The organism is Clostridium sp. JNZ X4-2 (assembly GCF_054889485.1).
Genome location: NZ_CM142685.1, coordinates 1,816,767 through 1,831,522, shown reverse-complemented (window position 1 = coordinate 1,831,522; position 14,756 = coordinate 1,816,767). Strand labels below are relative to the sequence as shown.

The 14,756-nt window shown below is 30.6% G+C and carries 16 protein-coding genes and 1 pseudogene; 9 read left to right on the top strand and 8 right to left on the bottom strand.

The window, feature by feature from the left end:
- Positions 1 to 200 precede the first annotated feature (200 nt).
- A complete protein-coding gene (locus tag ACYUJ6_RS08855) occupies positions 201 to 353 on the bottom strand; it encodes a hypothetical protein (protein ID WP_461842437.1) in 153 nt (50 codons plus the stop codon).
- A gap of 252 nt (positions 354 to 605) precedes the next feature.
- Positions 606 to 2,015 (bottom strand): MFS transporter, encoded by a 1,410-nt coding sequence (locus tag ACYUJ6_RS08850; RefSeq protein WP_461842436.1) that lies wholly within the window; start codon positions 2,013 to 2,015, stop codon positions 606 to 608.
- A gap of 159 nt (positions 2,016 to 2,174) precedes the next feature.
- Between ACYUJ6_RS08850 and ACYUJ6_RS08845 the strand changes: the two genes are divergently transcribed.
- From ACYUJ6_RS08845 to ACYUJ6_RS08830, 4 genes are all read left to right on the top strand, one after another.
- Positions 2,175 to 2,843 carry a hypothetical protein gene (locus ACYUJ6_RS08845; protein ID WP_461842435.1) on the top strand — a complete coding sequence of 223 codons (669 nt, stop codon included), beginning with the start codon at positions 2,175 to 2,177 and terminating at the stop codon, positions 2,841 to 2,843.
- 34 nt (positions 2,844 to 2,877) lie between these two features.
- Positions 2,878 to 4,086, top strand: coding sequence for a S8 family serine peptidase (locus tag ACYUJ6_RS08840; protein ID WP_461842434.1), 1,209 nt, complete (start codon positions 2,878 to 2,880; stop codon positions 4,084 to 4,086).
- A gap of 208 nt (positions 4,087 to 4,294) precedes the next feature.
- Positions 4,295 to 5,134: an undecaprenyl-diphosphate phosphatase gene (locus ACYUJ6_RS08835; RefSeq protein ID WP_461842433.1), complete on the top strand. Its 840-nt coding sequence runs from the start codon at positions 4,295 to 4,297 to the stop codon at positions 5,132 to 5,134.
- A 363-nt stretch (positions 5,135 to 5,497) separates the two neighbouring features.
- Positions 5,498 to 5,779 (top strand): hypothetical protein, encoded by a 282-nt coding sequence (locus ACYUJ6_RS08830; RefSeq protein ID WP_461842432.1) that lies wholly within the window; start codon positions 5,498 to 5,500, stop codon positions 5,777 to 5,779.
- A gap of 12 nt (positions 5,780 to 5,791) precedes the next feature.
- Here ACYUJ6_RS08830 and ACYUJ6_RS08825 read toward each other — a convergent pair whose 3' ends face one another.
- Entirely contained in the window at positions 5,792 to 6,304 is a 513-nt protein-coding gene (locus ACYUJ6_RS08825; RefSeq protein WP_106011136.1) for a rubrerythrin, read from the bottom strand.
- A 150-nt stretch (positions 6,305 to 6,454) separates the two neighbouring features.
- Here ACYUJ6_RS08825 and ACYUJ6_RS08820 point away from each other — a divergent pair, with 150 nt between their 5' ends.
- Complete coding sequence (locus ACYUJ6_RS08820; protein WP_461842431.1) at positions 6,455 to 7,141, top strand: response regulator transcription factor; 687 nt, start codon at positions 6,455 to 6,457, stop codon at positions 7,139 to 7,141.
- The gene (locus tag ACYUJ6_RS08815; RefSeq protein ID WP_461842430.1) at positions 7,138 to 8,505 is read left to right on the top strand and encodes a sensor histidine kinase; all 1,368 of its coding nucleotides are present in this window, start codon (positions 7,138 to 7,140) and stop codon (positions 8,503 to 8,505) included. Before ACYUJ6_RS08820 ends, ACYUJ6_RS08815 begins: the two co-directional genes overlap by 4 nt.
- Here the strand turns inward: ACYUJ6_RS08815 and ACYUJ6_RS08810 are convergent.
- Positions 8,491 to 9,240 (bottom strand): annotated as a pseudogene (locus ACYUJ6_RS08810) (MFS transporter); the annotation flags it as partial. The gene ACYUJ6_RS08815 and the pseudogene ACYUJ6_RS08810 sit on opposite strands and share 15 nt — an antisense overlap.
- A 31-nt stretch (positions 9,241 to 9,271) precedes the next feature.
- On the opposite strand from ACYUJ6_RS08810, the gene ACYUJ6_RS08805 reads away from it, so the two are divergent.
- Both ACYUJ6_RS08805 and ACYUJ6_RS08800 read left to right on the top strand, forming a co-directional pair.
- On the top strand, positions 9,272 to 10,432 hold the full coding sequence (locus ACYUJ6_RS08805; protein WP_461842429.1) for an MGDG synthase family glycosyltransferase: 1,161 nt from the start codon (positions 9,272 to 9,274) through the stop codon (positions 10,430 to 10,432).
- Between the two features lie 131 nt (positions 10,433 to 10,563).
- Positions 10,564 to 11,235, top strand: coding sequence for a DedA family protein (locus ACYUJ6_RS08800; protein ID WP_106011095.1), 672 nt, complete (start codon positions 10,564 to 10,566; stop codon positions 11,233 to 11,235).
- Positions 11,236 to 11,412: 177 nt separating this feature from the next.
- On the opposite strand, the gene tnpA is transcribed toward ACYUJ6_RS08800, so the two are convergent.
- Entirely contained in the window at positions 11,413 to 11,754 is a 342-nt protein-coding gene (gene tnpA / locus ACYUJ6_RS08795; protein WP_461842428.1) for an IS200/IS605 family transposase, read from the bottom strand.
- Complete coding sequence (locus ACYUJ6_RS08790) at positions 11,720 to 11,893, bottom strand: hypothetical protein (protein ID WP_170065774.1); 174 nt, start codon at positions 11,891 to 11,893, stop codon at positions 11,720 to 11,722. Before ACYUJ6_RS08790 ends, tnpA begins: the two co-directional genes overlap by 35 nt.
- A 95-nt stretch (positions 11,894 to 11,988) precedes the next feature.
- Between ACYUJ6_RS08790 and tnpB the strand changes: the two genes are divergently transcribed.
- Entirely contained in the window at positions 11,989 to 13,095 is a 1,107-nt protein-coding gene (gene tnpB, locus ACYUJ6_RS08785) for an IS200/IS605 family element RNA-guided endonuclease TnpB (RefSeq protein WP_461842427.1), read from the top strand.
- A gap of 158 nt (positions 13,096 to 13,253) precedes the next feature.
- Here tnpB and ACYUJ6_RS08780 read toward each other — a convergent pair whose 3' ends face one another.
- Together ACYUJ6_RS08780 and ACYUJ6_RS08775 are read right to left on the bottom strand one after the other, a co-directional pair.
- A complete protein-coding gene (locus tag ACYUJ6_RS08780; protein ID WP_106011093.1) occupies positions 13,254 to 14,021 on the bottom strand; it encodes an ABC transporter permease in 768 nt (255 codons plus the stop codon).
- The gene (locus ACYUJ6_RS08775) at positions 14,018 to 14,674 is read right to left on the bottom strand and encodes an ABC transporter ATP-binding protein (protein WP_106011092.1); all 657 of its coding nucleotides are present in this window, start codon (positions 14,672 to 14,674) and stop codon (positions 14,018 to 14,020) included. The genes ACYUJ6_RS08780 and ACYUJ6_RS08775 overlap by 4 nt, the downstream gene beginning before the upstream one ends.
- Positions 14,675 to 14,756 lie beyond the last annotated feature (82 nt).

The following is a 14,756-nucleotide window of genomic DNA, read 5'->3' as shown; positions in this document are numbered from 1 at the left end:
ATGTTATTGCTTTTAATATTAACATAAAAATACCTTATATATCAAATCAATAAAATTATAAAAATATAAAATAAAGAAAAATTTTACAAAAAAAGAGGACGTTTATATAAATAATAACTCTACTAATCTCTTCTTATTAGAGACTTTAAAGCATGTTTTTGTAAATTTAAAATTTTTTATAATCTAAATAAAAATTTACACTATATTAACAAAAATTTTATATCTTTATTTGCCAGAATATTGATTAATGAAGAAGCTGAACCTGTATCTCCCTTTTGCTGATCAAGGAGAACATTAGTACTGATAGGTGCAATTATAGGTGCAATACCTGACATAGGTTGCACTATTGTCAATATAGTTTCTCTTTTTTCCTGAAAAGTGGTTTTTGATTATAGCAATTGAGACAGATGTAATACCGCCAGCTGCAATACCTTATATAAATTTTGAAAAAATAAGGGAATAAATGCTTGAAGATAAAACACAAAAAATGCTGTGCCAAATTGGTTATTGAAGTATTAGTTCTAAAATATGGACTCATTTTATTTTAGGCAGGGCTGGTAAATACAAGTCTATAGAGAGTGGAATAAACATACTTTCTACAATTCTTAATCCTCTTTGAGAATTCTAAGTACAGTTAAAATCATTCCAATGATACATATAAAAGCTGCAAATAAATACACCACATTCATACCATAAAGAAATATATCCGGTCTTCCCTGTATAAATCCTGTAACTTTATATCCTATTTTTTTGCTCATTCTATTATACAAAAGAGCTACGGAAAAAGTTATTCCCGATACCATTCCTATATTTCTGACCAATCCATTTATACTGCCCACTATGCCCAATTTGTTTTTTGGTGCCAAGGACATCACTATGGAATTATTAGGAGATTGAAACATACCATTTCCTATACCCATTAGCGCTATGCTGATTGCTATTTGTACATAACTGGATTTAAGATTCAAAAAAGCCATGGCACAAAGCCCTGAAGCCATGGTAAAAAGTCCGAATACAGTAAATATCTTGGCTCCTATTTTATCTGATATATAACCGCTTAAAGGTGCCACTATGGCTGTACTTACAGGAATGAACAGCATGATAATACCAGATACAGCCGGAGATATTGACCTGGCACTTTGGAGATAAAAAGGCTGAATTATGTTTACACAAAACATACACAGAAAAGAGATAAATGCACACAATATACTTATATTGAAAAGTTTATTGTGGAATATGGAAAAATCAATCATCGGATTCTTGGAGTTTTTTTCTGTAAAAAAGAAACTTAATCCACAGAGTATGCTTATAACAAAACTTATAATTATCTTATTGTTACTCCAGCCTATGGTTTCACCGCTTAAGGAAGCCCAAAAAAGAGAAAGTATTAGTATTATGAATAAAACGGCACCTTTTAGATCAAAGTTCAGTGGACCTGCATTTGCTTTTTCTTTTGGAAGTATGAATTTACCTGCAATAAATGCAAATATGGATATAGGTATATTTATTAAGAATATAGATTGCCAGTTAAAAACTTGTACCATAATTCCTCCAAGTGGGGGTCCAAGCATGGTGCCAACGGCTACAGAACTTCCTAAAAGCCCAAGAGCTCTTCCTCTTTCTTCTTTAGGAAAAGAAACAACTATTATGGCCTGATTTGCAGACATGAACATGGCGGCTCCTATAGCTTGAACTATTCTTGAAAAAACCAAAAAGCTGAGACTTTTTGAAATTGCACATAAAAATGAACCAAATCCGAATATTATAAAGCCATAATTAAAAATAACTACTTTTCCAAATTTGTCAGACAGCTTTCCAAATATGAGTATAGATGCAGATATTACTATTAAATAACTTGTAACCACCCATTGTATACTGTTTATTTCAACACCCAAATGATTAGATATCACGGGAAGTGCTATATTTACAATACTGCTGTCTATATTTCCCATAAATGGAGATATTAAAACTACTGATAATATTTTCCACCTATTTTTATAAATTTCTTCGTTCATAATAAAATCTCCTATAAATTATATACGATAAATAATAATATACAAGGAGAAATTAAAACTGTCAACTTTTATATAATTTTAAGAAAGTTTTAAGAAAACTCCTATAAAATTTAGCTGTATAGGTAAAGTTTACAAAATTAAATTCAAGAGGTGACATTGATGAATACTATAAGTGACAATCAAAGTACAATTAATTGGTATCAACAAATTAAAAACGCCCAGGAACAATCCCAAATTTATAATAATAAAAAGAAGGAACAGGATTCAGCTATATTTGGGCAGCAGGGAATTGAAAATCTTAATTCCATTCAGGGAATACAGGAAACATCAAATAACAGTGTAACCAATTCGCTGAATGCTCTTGTATCCAGCGGCACCATTACTCAAAGTCAGGAAGATGCTGTAGGAAATGCATTTCAAGCTGCATTTCAGGCAAATAGGACAAATGCAGGAACATATAACAAGGTAACAAATCCATTGGATAATTTGGTGTCAAATGGTACAATCACACAAGATCAGAAGGACACTATAAAAGATGCTCTAAAAACTTCATTTCATAATTCGCATCAAGTACACAAAAATTCTGACAGCGGATTAAACAATTCACTGGATAGTATGGTATCAGATGGTACTATTACGCAGGATCAGGAAGATGCCATAAAAAGTGCCTTACAATCTGCATTTCAAACAACAGAATCTAAAAAAGGCCGCAGCAGTGGATTAGAGGATATTCTTGACAGCCTGGTATCCAATGCTACAATAACCCAGGATCAGGAAAATACTATACAAAATATATTTAACTCAGGTGAACAATTTCAATTTCAATAATAGATTATTTTTATGATAGGATAGTGGTAGTTATATGAAAAGGAAATTAATTTCATTGATAGTCAGTATATTTATAATTGGAAGTTTCTTTCCTACTGTTAACGCCAGTGCTTCCAAAAGCCAATTGAGGATGGATACCTCCAGATATATAGTTATTGTAACATCTCAAAAAGATATCAACAATATAAAATCTAGTATTCCACAGGCAGGAGTCAAAGTATTAAATGATGGTGAAGCTATTGTATACTCTAATGAGATTTCAAAAAATACCCTTAATAAGGGATTGTCTAAAGTTAGAGGAGTAAAAGACGTAAGAAGTCCGGTGAAAATGAGCATAGATGGATTTTCAAGAAAAACAGCCAGTAATTCTCCAAGAAATTTGGAGTGGGATATATCTGATGTGGAGGCCGATAAGGCGTGGTCAAATATAACTCAAGGAAAAACTGTAAAAATTGCTGTAGTGGATACCGGAGTTGATTACAATAATTTGCTGCTGAAGGGAAAAGTTGATGTTGATGATGGTTATAATTTTATCACGAATACTTCAAATGCAATGGATGATAATGGACATGGTACAGGAGTGACAGGTATTATAACCACGAATTCAGCCTTAAATGGTACGGATCTTCTTGGCATAGATGGAAATTTGGATGTTCAAGTAATTCCTGTAAAAGTACTTGATAGTACTGGTTCTGGTGATTCTGACATAATTGCAGAAGGCATACAATATGCAGCAGACAAGGGAGCTGATATAATCAATTTAAGCTTTGGAGGAAAAGGATCTTCACCTGAGATAGATTCTGCTGTAAAATATGCCACTTCCAAAGGGTCATTCGTAGTTACTGCAGCAGGCAACGACAATGCTGATGTAAAAAATTATTCACCTGCATCCAATCCAGACGCATTTACTGTATCAGCGCTGAATATGCACAATACTAAAACCTATTATTCAAATTATGGTTATAATGTTCAAGGTGCTGCGCCGGGAGATAATATTTTGAGCATTGAATTAAATAATGCATATTATTTTATGACAGGTACGTCTATGTCAACTCCTATAGTATCCGCGGTGGCAGCTATGGTCAAGGCTGTGAATCCAGATCTAAATTCATCTCAGATAGATCAGATACTTGATGAATCCACAGATAGTATCATGACAAAGGGAAAAAATATATATTATGGATATGGTAAGATAAATGCATTGAAAGCAGTAGAAACAGCCATAAAATCTAATAATCAGTAAAATAAAGCAGCCATAAGGCTGCTTTATTTTATAGTGAATTCGGTACAAATTAACTACAAGAATCAGGACTCGGCAATATTTTAATATTTATCTCATCAAATATATGTTAAAAATTAATTTCTAATAAAGTTTTTCTATAATTTAATTTTATTTTAATATATATAAATTAAAATAATTAATAGTGAAAAATTAAGGAGATGATTAAAAAATGTATTTGGTACTTATAATAAAAGCCATTATAATAGGTATTGTAGAGGGTATTACTGAGTTTTTGCCTATATCATCTACAGGTCATATGATTATAGTAGGTGACTTGATAAATTTTAAAGATCCAACTTATAGAAAAGCTTATGTGGATATGTTTGAAATTGTAATTCAACTAGGAGCTATACTTGCAATATTGGTGCTTTACTGGAATAAAATATCTGGTTCATTAAAAAATCTTGCCCCTGGAAAATGGGGATTTAGGCTTTGGTGCAATATAATGATTGCTTTTATACCAGCTGCTGTTATAGGAGTATTATTTAACAATATAATACAGGAGAAATTATTCAATTCTATTACAGTAGCTTGTGCACTTGTATTTGGTGGTTTTCTCATGATATTTATGGAAAACAGGTATAGAATGGGAAATAAAATAAATAAAATTGAAGATATAACTGCAGGACAAGCTTTTAAAATAGGATGTTTTCAGTGTCTTTCCTTTTGGCCGGGAATGTCCAGGTCTGCATCTACAATAATGGGTGCGTGGACAGGTGGACTTACCAATGTGGCAGCAGCAGAGTTTTCGTTTATTCTGGCAATACCTACTATGATAGCTGCGTCAGGTTTTTCATTGTTAAAGGTAAAAATAACAATGACTGCTCCAGAAATAATAGCGCTTATAATAGGATTTGCAGTTGCATTTGTAGTTGCGCTAGTGGTTGTTGATAAATTTATAAGCTTTTTAAAGAAAAAACCCATGAGAGTTTTCGCCATATATAGAATATTTATAGGAATACTGGTATTAATATTGACATATGCAAATATCATACATGTTACAAAATAAATTAATACATCTCTATTTAACCTTAGTTAAGTAACTTGAATTTTAAAATTACTTAACTGAGGTATTATAAATCAATTCTAATTTGAGAATTTCCTATTATTCGATTATTATAATAAGCATCCACTTTCTAATATGCTTTAGATTTAATAATGTCAATATTCCACCCTTTATCCGGTATCTTCCATAATCATAGGTAACACGTTGAATAATTACATTTTTTATGCAAATTTAATATAAATACAATTATATTTTAATAATATAGATTTAAAATAGAAAATGCAGTTAAGATATTAAGTGTTAACTTAATTGCTGAAAATAAAATCTGAATTGGTAATTAAGTTAATTATATGAGGGGGAGTAGAAATGGAGGATAAACTAGCTATGTGCAGGATAATAACTAATTTTAAGAATTTTAATATGTTAATTGATGGGTTTATTGAAAAATTTCCAGCAAAAATTGAGAACTATGGGTATATTACAATAATTAATTCTTTTATTATCAATAATATGCTCAGTTTTGACATTAAGTATTCTTGTTCAGATCAAGATATAAAAGATATTTTTGGAGATGTATTTAAAAATGTAGTTAAAGAAATAATGAAAAGTCCGTCAAAATTTACAATCGAACTAGAAGCTATTAATTAAAACAACAGAAGTTTAAACAAGAGAGTCATACTTATCTGTATCATATTTTAGCAGTACTCTGGTTAAATGTTCGGCATGCTCTTTTTCATCACTGGCTATTAAATAGAATATATGCTTGATGTCTTGTTGATAGAATTCCACTAAGTGTTGTTCATATAAAATAACAGCTTCAAATTCACCTTTTATATCTGCTCTGACATTATTTAAAATAATTTGTTTATCATAATTAGGCTTATATGATTGCATAGTTGTTTTGATGATGGGAGGCTGATTTCTTTGAACATTGTATTTTTGATATTGTACCGAATCATATTTACGAAGTAAATTAAGTAACATTCCATAGTGATTTTTTTCATCCTGCATTATACTTTTCCAAACAGCATTAATGTCTTCCATATTTGAGTCTGCTATGTGTTGGGCGTATCCGTTTATAGCAATAATTTCACCTATAAGAGCTTCACGTATCTTATTTGTAAAAAAATAAGGATGTCCTTGTGGTTGACCGTCTTTAACAGTATAGCTCATTATAACACCTCCAGGTCTTTTTTATTTATTATATTATGGTTTATAATATAATATGTCTAAATACATTAATTTTTAATTTGATTTTAATCTATTTAATTTAATATACAATATTGAGGAAAAATGTTAAAGTACTATTTTAGAGGTGATTTTTTGGAAAACTATAAAATACTTATAATTGAAGATGAAAAGAAAATGTCCACATTTATTCAAATGGAGCTCAATCATGAAGGATACACTACTGACGTTGAATATAATGGAAGAGATGGATTTGAAAAAATACAGAATGAAAACTATGATCTGGTGCTTTTAGATATAATGCTGCCTGGGCTAAATGGAATGGAGGTCTGTAGAAGAGTAAGGCAGTTTTCCAAGATTCCAATTATAATGATAACTGCTAAAGATGATGTGACAGATAAAGTAATGGGGCTGGATATCGGAGCAGATGATTATCTTACAAAACCATTTGCCATAGAAGAGCTTCTAGCTAGAATACGTGTTATAAGAAGAAATAATAATGAAAATTTAAATGATTACAAATATAAGGTAGATAATCTAATAATGGATACCAAAACACATGAAGTTACAAGAGATGGTAAACTTATTGAACTTACTAAAAAAGAATATGATCTTTTAGAGCTTCTTCTAGCCAATAAAAATGTAGTTTTAACAAGAGATCAACTGATTGAAAAAGTCTGGGGTTATGATTATTTTAATGATACCAATGTGGTTAGTGTATTTATAAGATACCTTAGAAGTAAAGTTGATGATGGATTTGAGAATAAATTAATCACTACCGTAAGAGGGGTTGGATATGTAATAAAGGGAGATAAGTCATGAATTTAAATATAATAAAAGATGCAAAGATATCTGTCAAATTGACCGGAATATTTGCTTTCATGTTCTCTGTAATGCTTGTAGTGTCTAATGCATATATATTAAATGGATTAAAGCATTATTTATATACACAGGCAGGTAAACGTGTAGAAGATGTAAATGCAATACTACTCAATAAGTTAAAATCAAATGAAAATTCCAATAATGAGTTATTTTCCGACGTAATGCCTAATGAAAATATGTTTATAAAAATAATGGATAAAAACGGAAAAATAATAAGCGAATCAAATAAATTTAATTATCATTTAAAAATTTCTGAGCCCTATGGCAAAACAAAACATATAGAAGAACATGAAAAACATCTTACGTATTTAAATACAAAAATATTAAATAAAAATTATGGAACTGTATATATACAAATAATTAAGGATATGGACAATGAATATGATTTCTTGAAGATATTGTTTTTCTTTATGGCTGCGGCAGATTTATTCGGAATAATTTTATCAATTCTACTAGGATATGTTATAAGTAAAAAAATGCTGAATCCGATTGACAGTATCACAAAAACTGCAGAGGAGATAAGCATTAACAATTTAAAAGAGAGAATAGATATACAAGGTCCCAATGATGAGCTTAAAAGGCTTGCAGGTACACTAAATGACATGATCGACAGACTACAGGGATCTTTTAATAGGCAGGTTCAATTTGTGTCAGATGCATCTCATGAGCTTAGGACACCCATAGCCATAATTCAGGGATATGCCAGCCTTTTAGATAGATGGGGAAAAGATGACAGGGAGGCCCTTGAAAAGTCTATTGAAGCCATTAAATCCGAGTCACATAATATGGGCAAACTAGTAGAAAAATTGCTTTTTTTAGCCCGTGGTGATAATAAGTCGCAAAAGATAGAGAAAAATAGATTTCATCTCAACAAATTGATAGATGAAGTTATTGAAGAGACTAGATTAATAGATAAAAATCATATAATATCAAATACCAACAATGAAAATATACAGGTTGTTGCAGATTATAAACTTATAAAGCAATTGGTCAGGATAATTGTGGATAACAGTGTAAAGTTTACAGCAGAGAATGGAAAAATAGATATAAGTTCTATTAAATTTGGGAAATACATTAATATAGTAGTAAGTGATACCGGTATAGGAATTCCACAAAGTGAAATTCCTAAAATATTTGATAGATTTTATTGTGTAGATAAATCCAGATCTAAAGATATTGGGGGAAGTGGGCTTGGACTATCCATTGCTAAGCAAATTGTGGATACATACAATGGAACTGTGGATGTTAAAAGTGAAGAGGGAAAAGGTACGAAAACAACTATAAGTTTAGATATCGATTATTAAAGCAAGCCAATTTGGTGTGTTTGCAGATTGCAGTGCACTTGCAAAAAAAGATAAAGTAAATATCATGCATATCCATGGATTTGTTACAATCCCTTTCAATAAGGTCATAAGTATCATTAATGGATCGTTATTTTGCGGTAGTTTAAGTCCATTCATTGGGACTATAAACATTGCTATTCCTTCTTTAATAAGCTTTTGTAGTTCGGGTTCTGACTCGCCTACAGCGGGTTCTTTTATAAAAAAATATAGTATAATTAATAAGAAACCTATTATACTTACAATTTCAAACGGTTTTCTCCAGCTTGTAAAAGAGGCTACCAATGATGCCATTAGTGCTCCTGATATTCCACCAAATCCCTGAGCCATACCCCAAAGGCTTAATAACATTCCTCTGTACTTATTTGGAATATAGTCAGTTAAAATGCTAAAGCCAATTGAGGCTATACATCCTAACCCTATGCCGGTAAAAATTTGAAGAATAAAGAGCTGGAGATAATTACTACAACGTGATATTAAGAATACTGAGAATGACCATATAATAGTGCCCATAATAACAAGAAGCTTTCTATTGAATTTACCTGTGAGATAGCCCCATAGGATTGATGAAAAAGATGTAACTAAAATATTAACCGCTGAAATAATTCCCAATGAAGAAATTTGAACATTCATATCTTTTGCTATAGAGGAAAAAAGTGGTGGAAATAATCCTATGATGATATTATCGGTAGTATCCATATTTTAACTTAACTAATGAAAGGAATTAATTATGATTAATAGTGTACTTATCATTTCATCTAATTTTACTGGACACGGACACAAAAGTATAGCCGAGTCCCTATGTGAAAAGTTTTCAAACAATAAAAATGTGAAAATTCATATTGTGGATGGGTTTTCACTTGGTGGCACCACCTTGTTGAATATAGCAAAGGCATATGGACCCATAACTAGAAAATCAGAGAGCCTATGGGAACTTATATGGGATATATCATCTGTTAAACCATATCTCATTAATGAAATTATCGAATTAAAAGTAAAAGATAGATTTTTAGACTTATTAAAAAAAGTAAATCCAGATTTGATTTTGTCAATACATCCAAATTTCAATGGCTCTCTTATGAATATATTAAAAAAATATAATATCAAAATACCATTTATTACACTTATTGCGGATTTGGTGAGCATATCACCTCTGTGGGCGGATCCAAGAGCTGATTATATTATAAGTCCTACACAAGAAGCAAAATATAAATGTATGGAATTTGGTGTTCCTGCAGAAAAAATAAAGGTTTTAGGTTTTCCAGTTCGTTGGAGATTTTATAATCATACATGCCAACGTGAAGATTATAATATGAATAAACCTCTGAATTGTATGATAATGAGCGGCGGTGAAGGTGTTGGAAACATGAAAAAAATAGCCGAGATTCTGCTCGATAATTTTAACTGTACAGTTAAAATTGTAGCAGGCCGAAACGCAGAATTGAAAAAAAGATTGGAAAAATCATTGATTGAAAAATATGGTAATAAAGTTGAAATATATGGTTTTACCAAGAATGTACAGGATTTGATGTGGTGTTCTGATATTGCATTTACACGAGGAAGTCCTAATGTCATTATGGAAGCTGTAGCATGTAATGTACCTTTAATAATAACCGGTGCTTTACCGGGGCAAGAAGAGGAAAATCCAAAATTTGTTGAAAAGTATAATCTTGGGATTATATGTAAAGATACAAGAAAAATAAAAACCGTAATAAGTGATTTGATTGCAAATAATTTGCAAAAACTGAATAAAATTAAAAGCTCCCAGAGAATTTATGCCAATCCAGATGCTGCAGAAGATATTGTAAATTTTATTTTGAGTATGAAAAATAATTTTAATGAAGTAGAAATAAAGGATGCGAATTTTTTGATCCCAAAAGTAAAAATGTGAATGTTATTAAAAATTCTTATTTAATTATAACTTTTTTTTAACCATATCTTAATTTTATATGTATAAGATAATACATATAAAAGTTAATTTAAATATATTTAAATTTTAAATAACAGAAGGGAAGAAAAGTTATGAGTGTCATAGGAAATTTAATTAACATTGTATTACATCTTGATAAATATTTAAATATTATAATACAAAATTATGGAGTATGGACATATGGTATCATATTCCTGATTATATTTTGTGAAACAGGTTTGGTTATTACGCCATTTTTACCGGGTGATTCCATTATCTTTGCAACTGGAGCGCTTGCTTCAGGAGGTATGCTGGAAGTGTTCACGTTACTTATTGTATTTTTTTTAGCAGCAGTAATAGGAGATACCGCTAATTATTATATAGGCAAAAAAATTGGAACCGGCATTTTGGAAAAAGAACATATCAGATTTATCAATAAGGATCATCTTGACAAAGCACATGGGTTTTATGAAAAATATGGCTCTATGGCCATAGTATTGGGAAGATTTATTCCAATAATAAGAACCTTTGTACCATTTATAGCTGGAATTGGGAAGATGAGCTATTCAAAGTTTATAACTTATAATATGCTTGGTGGACTCTTATGGGTATCCTTATTTTTAGGCGGAGGATATTTCTTTGGAAGTTTACCTTTTATAAAAAATAATTTTTCTTATGTAATAATAGCTATTATAATAATATCGCTTATTCCAGCAGTTATTGCTTTTGCCAATGAAAAGAAAATAGAGGAAAATAACAATGACGGTACTAGTGCGGAAATTTGATGTTTGCATAATGCTTTTTATAAATTAGCCTGTAAAACCTCATACCCTTGTGGTCGAGGATGTAAGGGCTTTAAGTTAGGGGAGTTCAATACTCCCTTAACTTAACATTACACTAACTTCTGAATTTTGAATGTACCTTTGAATTGTTTCAGTCGATACCGAACCTGCTGTACCAACCTAATAACCTTTGCTACATAATCCACTACCCCAAAACCTTTGTCGTTTCAGATTTGGAAAGGTTCTAAAAATATACAGTGCAGATACACTTTTCAAAGTCTTAACAATGTCTACTGGTGCAATGGTTGGAGGTGTAGAAATAAATAAATGACAATGGTCAGGCATTATTCCCATTTCTAATAACTCATAACCATAGTTGAAGCAAATCATTTGAAAAACTTTTTTGAGTTCTTGCTCTAAAGTATTCTTAAAAATGCTATGACGATATTTAGGACAAAAGACAATGTGGTAATTAATATTGTAAATGCTATGCTTTGTTTTCAGTACCTTCGTACTTGTCAATTATAAGTTTCATTCCTTCCTCAATTAAGTCATTAGCATTGATTTTAGTTTGTTTTTCAGCACTTACTTTAAGAGCAAGGATTTGAATTTTAGAATATAAATCAACATCTAAAGTTGTATTAATGCTTTTTCTTGCCATGCTATCACCTCATATAAACTATACCATATAGTTGACGCTGCTTCAATGATGTTGTATAATAACTACATGAACTATATGAGAAACGAAGTGATATTGTGGAAAAGGCTTTCAAGTTTAGATTAGTACCAACTAAAGAACAAGAAATAATATTAAGTAAGACTTTTGGCTCTTGTAGATTTGTATATAATCACTATCTTGAAAAGAAGATAGACTTATACAAAAGTGAAGGGAAATCCATGTCTTATGTTGAGTGTGCCAACGATATGAAAAGCCTTAAAAGTCAACATGAATGGCTTAAAGAAATAGACGCAATATCACTTCAACAGAGTTTGAGAGATTTGGATAAAGCATATAAGAATTTCTTTAAGGGTAGTGGCTTCCCTAAATTCAAGAGTAAACATAATCATAATCAAAGTTATAGAACTCAAATGGTTAATGATAACATCAAAATTGAAGGCAATAAAATTAAACTACCTAAAATTGGTTGGATAGAGTTTAAAAAACATAGAGAAATTCAAGGTAAAATACTTAATGTTACGGTAAGTAGAACCCCTTCGAATAAGTGCTTTGTTTCCATTTGTTGCACCAATATTGAAAGTGAAAAACTACCTCAAAATTCTAATGCAATAGGCATTGATGTAGGTATAAAGTCATTTTGTGCTATGTCCAATGAGGAAACTATAGAAAATCCTAAATATCTTCAAAAGTCTTATGAGAATTTGATTAAGGTTCAAAGAAGATTAAGCAGTAAAACTAAAGGAAGTAAGAATTATCATAAAGCAAGGGTTAAACTTGCAAAAATCCATGAGAAAATTGCCAATCAAAGAGCAGATTTTTTGCATAAGGAATCTTTGAAACTTATAAAAGAAAATCAAATTATAATTCTTGAAGATTTGAATGTAAAAAACATGATGAAGAATGAAAAGTTAGCACAAAGAATAGGTGATTGCAGTTGGTCGGAGTTCACAAGACTACTTGAATATAAGGCTGAATGGTATGGTAGAACTGTACATAAAATAGATACTTTCTACCCTTCAAGTCAATTATGTTCGGTATGTGGCTATCAAAATGCAGAAGTAAAGGACTTAAACATAAGGGAATGGATATGTCCTAAATGCGATAGCAAACACGATAGGGATACCAATGCAAGTAAAAATATTCTAAAGCAAGGATTGAAAGAACTAAAAATATCAGTGGCGTAAGCCTGTAGATAAATACGGTAGGAACTATCGGAATTAAGCCTGTGGAGATAGTAGGTTGCGAGGTCGAAGAAGCAGGAAGCCCCATCCCCTTGTGGGTGGGGTAAGTTCACAAATAAATATTTAAGAAACAAGACTATTAAAAAGTTTAAGAAAGCAATTTATTTTTGAATTAATTGTTTTCTATCATTAAAAAATTTCTTGTAACTTAAATAACAAGCTGTAAAAGAAGTTACAGAAGTAGCGGAAAGCAACATAAAAGTGACTATTATCTGATATTTCACCGCACTAACAGGTGAGGTACCTGCAAGGATAAGTCCTGTCATCATACCTGGAAGTGCCACTATTCCAAGAGTCTTAGCTGAATCTATAGTAGGGAGCATACCAACTTTAATAGAATCTTTTATTATACTTGCAGATGATTGATAAATATCAGCTCCAAGAGAAAGTTTTGTTTCAACTTCATCTTTTTTATTTTTAAAATTCAACTTTATTTGTTTGAAACTTAATCCCAAACTTACCATGGAGTTGCTTATAATCATTCCACCTATAGGTATTACTTGATAGGGCTCATATTTTATAATTCCCAAAGATACAAGAATAATCAAAGTAATTGATGTCCCAAAGGTTATTGATATGAAAGATATAATAAAAATATTTCTGATTTCACCTCCTCTTTTTGCTGCATTATATGAAGCATTCACTATCATAAACATTAATAAAAATGTAGTAAATAATACATTCTTTAATCCAAATACATAATTTAGTAGATATCCTACAATAATTAGTTGTATCACAGCTCTTGCTATACTTATAATTATATCTTTTTCAAGGCCTAATTTTTGCCAATAAGAGAATATAAGAGAAATTAATACAAGTAATAGAGAAAAGAGAATAGAATAAATACTAATATTTGCAGCTCCAGTCATTTTATAACCTCCAAAGATTTCAAACTTCCATTTTCAATTGATAAAATCTTGTTCGCATGCTTTTTATTTTGCTCCGGATTATGAGTTATCCACAAAATAGTGGTCCCTTTTTCATTTAAAGATTTGATTACATTTTCCACAATAGAAGTATTTTTTTCATCAAGTGCTGACGTAACTTCATCTAACAGGAGAATTTTAGGAATGAAAATTAAAGTTCTAATTAGTGCAATCCTCTGTTTTTCTCCACCTGAAAGATTATTTATGGTTCTAGATAAATAGCTTGAATCCATTTTAAAATCTTCTAAAAGTTTTTTGATTAAATTTAAGTCCACTTCTTTATTTCGTATAGAAAAAGGAAACATTAGGTTGTCCATAACCGTATTTTCAAAAAGACAGGGAGTTTGAAAGCAATAGGCTATTTTTTTCCTCCATTCTATAGGGTCATATTTAACATAAGGTATGCCTTCATAAAATATATTTCCGCTAGTGGGACTTATAAGTTGTGAACATAACTTGAAGAATGTACTTTTGCCGCTACCAGAAGGGCCAACTACAGATACGAAATCCATAGGGATGATTTCTAAAGATAAATTTTTTAGTATGTATTTATTGTCGCTGATGTATGATACATTTTTAAATTCTAATAAAGACATAAATAAATCTCCTCAAATATATAAAATATAAATATATTTTTATTTTATACTATTAGCATTAAAATCAGATTAAAATCCTCAA